Annotated in this window: 8 protein-coding genes; 5 read left to right on the plus strand and 3 right to left on the minus strand. The window is 55.3% G+C overall.

Annotated elements, in window-relative coordinates; genetic code table 11:
• Window positions 1-36 precede the first annotated feature (36 nt).
• The gene (locus PROAA_RS09340; RefSeq protein WP_186411088.1) at window positions 37-474 is read left to right on the plus strand and encodes a plasmid pRiA4b ORF-3 family protein; all 438 of its coding nucleotides are present in this window, start codon (window positions 37-39) and stop codon (window positions 472-474) included.
• A 122-nt stretch (window positions 475-596) separates the two neighbouring features.
• Here PROAA_RS09340 and PROAA_RS19115 read toward each other — a convergent pair whose 3' ends face one another.
• The gene (locus tag PROAA_RS19115; protein WP_245664232.1) at window positions 597-1,040 is read right to left on the minus strand and encodes a hypothetical protein; all 444 of its coding nucleotides are present in this window, start codon (window positions 1,038-1,040) and stop codon (window positions 597-599) included.
• 59 nt (window positions 1,041-1,099) lie between these two features.
• Here PROAA_RS19115 and PROAA_RS09355 point away from each other — a divergent pair, with 59 nt between their 5' ends.
• The 4 genes from PROAA_RS09355 (at window position 1,100) to PROAA_RS09370 (ending at window position 2,831) form a co-directional block, all read left to right on the plus strand.
• Window positions 1,100-1,525, plus strand: a complete 426-nt coding sequence (locus tag PROAA_RS09355) for a DUF2784 domain-containing protein (RefSeq protein WP_186411091.1) — start codon at window positions 1,100-1,102, stop codon at window positions 1,523-1,525.
• Window positions 1,526-1,684: 159 nt separating this feature from the next.
• A complete protein-coding gene (locus PROAA_RS09360) occupies window positions 1,685-1,981 on the plus strand; it encodes a toxin-antitoxin system TumE family protein (RefSeq protein ID WP_186411092.1) in 297 nt (98 codons plus the stop codon).
• On the plus strand, window positions 1,962-2,309 hold the full coding sequence (locus PROAA_RS09365) for an HVO_A0114 family putative DNA-binding protein (protein ID WP_186411093.1): 348 nt from the start codon (window positions 1,962-1,964) through the stop codon (window positions 2,307-2,309). Before PROAA_RS09360 ends, PROAA_RS09365 begins: the two co-directional genes overlap by 20 nt.
• Window positions 2,310-2,426: 117 nt before the next feature.
• The gene (locus PROAA_RS09370) at window positions 2,427-2,831 is read left to right on the plus strand and encodes a cupin domain-containing protein (protein WP_186411094.1); all 405 of its coding nucleotides are present in this window, start codon (window positions 2,427-2,429) and stop codon (window positions 2,829-2,831) included.
• Window positions 2,832-2,878: 47 nt separating this feature from the next.
• Here PROAA_RS09370 and PROAA_RS09375 read toward each other — a convergent pair whose 3' ends face one another.
• Both PROAA_RS09375 and PROAA_RS09380 read right to left on the minus strand, forming a co-directional pair.
• Window positions 2,879-3,133 (minus strand): Txe/YoeB family addiction module toxin, encoded by a 255-nt coding sequence (locus PROAA_RS09375; protein WP_186411095.1) that lies wholly within the window; start codon window positions 3,131-3,133, stop codon window positions 2,879-2,881.
• A partial coding sequence (locus tag PROAA_RS09380; protein ID WP_245664233.1) for a type II toxin-antitoxin system Phd/YefM family antitoxin occupies window positions 3,130-3,386 on the minus strand: 257 nt, incomplete at its 5' end. The genes PROAA_RS09375 and PROAA_RS09380, both read right to left, overlap by 4 nt.

Genomic DNA, 3,386 nt, shown 5'->3' on the forward strand with positions numbered 1-3,386 from the left:
CGTTGGGCATTTCAGGACTAAGCAATGGCTACATCTGTGAATTCGGTTTTTGTGTTCAAGGTCGCACTCAAGCATCAGAAGCGAATCTGGCGAAAAATTGCTATTCGCGGAGACCAAACCTTGGCAACTCTACACAACGCAATTTTTGTCGCGTTTGATCGAGACGATCACCACCTTTACTCGTTCTACTTCTCCAGTAGGCCTACATCCACCAGTCGCAATCGCTTAGCTGGGGCTCTTCGTTACGGTTGTCCGTATTCGGAAACCGACGACAGGGCCGACATCACGCGCGTTGACAGCTTGCCTCTGAATCTGAAGGGGCGATTTGAATATTTGTTTGATTATGGCGACGAGTGGTGGCATGAAATCACACTGGAGGAAATTCACCCACCACAGAAGGATGTAAAGTACCCCCTCGTCATCGCGTCTGGTGGCGATTCGCCGGCTCAATACCCAGACGCCGAAGATTTCTAAGAAATGCCCAACGATTCCGTCGAGAGGGACGGCCCAAAGCTGCGCTTTGGGTTGCCTATCGCAGAGCGTAGAACGATAATCCGTCTTCTCAGGTGATTCTGGAGCCAGCGATGAAAGTCTATTCAGCAGTAATTGAGCGGTGCCCACAAACAGGCCTGTTCGTTGGTTTCGTTCCCGGTTTTCCCGGCGCTCATTCTCAGGGGGAAACACTGGACGAAGTCAATCACAACTTGCACGACGTTATTGCAATGCTTCTCGAAGACGGAGAACCCACGCTTGAGTCCGAGTTCGTTGGAGTTCAAAACGTTGCTGTAGCTTGAGCCATGGGCAATGTTCCCGTCCTCAAACCCAGTGAAGTCATCGCCATTCTTCTCCGACTCGGCTTCACCGAAGTTCGCCAGCGCGGTTCCCACAAGCAATTCCGTGATGCCGCTGGCCGCTGCACCACCGTGCCGTTTCATCAAGGTCGAGACATTTCCCCAATCTTGCTCCGTCAAATCGCCAAAGACATCGGCCTCGCGCTTGATGACTTGCTCAAGCACAGATAGCCCGACCCGGCAGTCCACACGGACGCTGCGCGATAAAGCCGCGCAGCGCCGGTGACTTCTACTATTCGGCGCCGTAAATGCAAGACCAGCACACGTACCGCCTACTTGCGGATGCAGTGCTCTTGCTTCATTTCGCTGTGGTTGTGTTCGTCGTTGGCGGCTTGGTCGCTGTGCTCGTTGGCAACCTGCTTCGTTGGCGCTGGGTAAACAACCTGGTGTTTCGCGTTGTTCATTTGGCCGCCATCGGTGTTGTCGTGCTGCAGGCTTGGCTTGGCCAGCTCTGCCCGCTCACAGGCCTCGAGTCGTGGCTTCGTGAAAGGGCAGGCGAAGCCGCTTACTCGGCAAGCTTCATCGAGCACTGGGCTCAGCGCATCCTGTACTACGAGGCGCCGTTCTGGGTGTTCACCGTTTCGTACACCGCCTTCGGCTTGGCGGTAGTCGCTGCATGGTGGTACTTTCCGCCCAAACGCAATGCACGTCACCGCCCTCAAAGCGGCGCCTAAGCCTTGAACTACCGCGCTGGTGTCAACCTTTCGCTCCAGAGGGACGCTTCGCCGGCAAGCCGACTCCGCGCCCCTGAGCTAGCACGTTCGGCTCCAGCTACAAACCGGTAGACGTTGGGTGTATTGACAACACCAGCGCATGTTGGCATTGTCTCCAACATGAAAGTAACTCAGCTTGTTCGTACCCGCATCACCTACTCTGAAACAGCTTTTGCCGAGTTGGCGCTTTGGCAAGTACCGAAGCCTCTGGCCGATTCAACACATCGGTTCAAGTACAGGCTGGCCTACGTTGTCGATAGCGTGTGCGTTCTTCGTTACGACAACGAAGGGGGAAAGGGCGATCACAAGCATTTCAAAGGGAAGGAAAGCGTGTATCGCTTCACTACTCCTGAGCAGCTGATCAATGACTTCCAACGTGATATTGCGAGGTGGAACAATGAAAACCGTAACGCTTGATGTGCGCCCCCCCGGCGAATCCATGGGGGACTTCCTGCATGGCTGGAAGACCGGAAAACCTCAAAAATCTGCACACATCAGCTTCGCAACACCTGAGCTGCTATGGAAAGTGCTAACGGCCAAGCGCTGGGAGTTACTCAAAGCTCTGTGCGGTGCAGGCCCTGTCTCCATCCGCGAAGCCGCGCGGCGTGTTGAACGTGACGTCAAAGCCGTGCACAGCGATGTGACCGCGTTGTTGAATGTTGGTGTACTTGAACGCGTTGAAGGAGGCGGTATTGTCTTTCCGTTTGAGGCGGTGAAAGTTGAGTTCTTGTTGCAAGCAGCATAGCTTGTCCCCGCAGGTGCCGAACAATCCCGTCGAAGGGACGCCCGGCAAGCGGGGTTCGTTCACTTCGCCTACCGACGCTCGCGTCAAGCGTCGGGCCCCGCTCCCAATGCAAGAACGATGAAACCAGATATCCGCCGAGTCAACGAGTCGCAAGAGTACTTCTTTGAAGAGGGCTGCTTCATCCTGGAACTATCGAATTCGGCTGATGATCCCGGCCTTTCGATCGCTCGTGCGAGAGTCGAGCCGGGAGTGAAGACGAGGCTTCATCGTTTGGAGGGTGTGGTTGAGCGCTACGTCATTCTGAACGGTAAGGGTCGAGTCGAAATCGGAGGATTGCCTCCTGAAGAGGTGGCGCCAGGCGATGTGGTGACCATTCCGCCCGAGTGTGCCCAACGAATCACCAATACTGGAATTGAAGACCTTGTCTTCTTGGCCATTTGTACCCCACGGTTCTCGAAGGATGCCTATTCCGATGTTGAGGATTCGCCTTCGGCCTGCGTAGCAATGCAGGCGCAGCGTTGACCGCAAGCGGGCAGACGATCAGCCCGCTGAGCCTACCGTTGAGCGTCTCAGTAATGGAAGCGCAACTGAGCAATCAGCAATGCGTCTTCCTCTACCCTGTACACAATGCGATGTTCATCCGTGATGCGGCGTGACCAGTATCCGGAAAGCGCATGCTTCAACGGCTCCGGCTTCCCTATGCCGGCAAAGGGCTCGCGCTGTGTCTCACGTATCAACTTGTTGATTCGTTCAACCATGCGCTTGTCTTGCTTCTGCCAGTACAGGTAGTCTTCCCATGCTTCGTCCGCGAAGATCAGCTTCACTCTGCCAGCTTCCGCTCAACGCCTCTACCGGCGTTCAGTTGTGCCGCTGCCGAAAGTAGACGTTTGGCGTTTGCGGGCGTTCGCAAAAGGTAAGCCGTTTCCTCGAGTGCATTGAAGTCTTCGAGCGAGAGCATCACGACGGACTGTTCTCCGTTGCGGGTAATGATCAAAGCTTCGTGGTCGTTGCAAACCCGATCCATGGCGCTGGCAAGGTTTGCACGAACGGTGGTGTAGGTAATCGCGTCCATGGCGG

Origin of the sequence: Candidatus Propionivibrio aalborgensis (assembly GCF_900089945.1) — a bacterium.
GTDB lineage: Bacteria > Pseudomonadota > Gammaproteobacteria > Burkholderiales > Rhodocyclaceae > Propionivibrio > Propionivibrio aalborgensis.

Bases quoted from the DNA above. Each gene is read 5' to 3' on its own strand.
- PROAA_RS09355 (WP_186411091.1), top strand. From the start codon at position 1,100: ATGCAAGACCAGCACACGTACCGCCTACTTGCGGATGCAGTGCTCTTG.
- PROAA_RS09360 (WP_186411092.1), top strand. From the start codon at position 1,685: ATGAAAGTAACTCAGCTTGTTCGTACCCGCATCACCTACTCTGAAACA.
- PROAA_RS09365 (WP_186411093.1), top strand. From the start codon at position 1,962: ATGAAAACCGTAACGCTTGATGTGCGCCCCCCCGGCGAATCCATGGGG.
- PROAA_RS09370 (WP_186411094.1), top strand. From the start codon at position 2,427: ATGAAACCAGATATCCGCCGAGTCAACGAGTCGCAAGAGTACTTCTTT.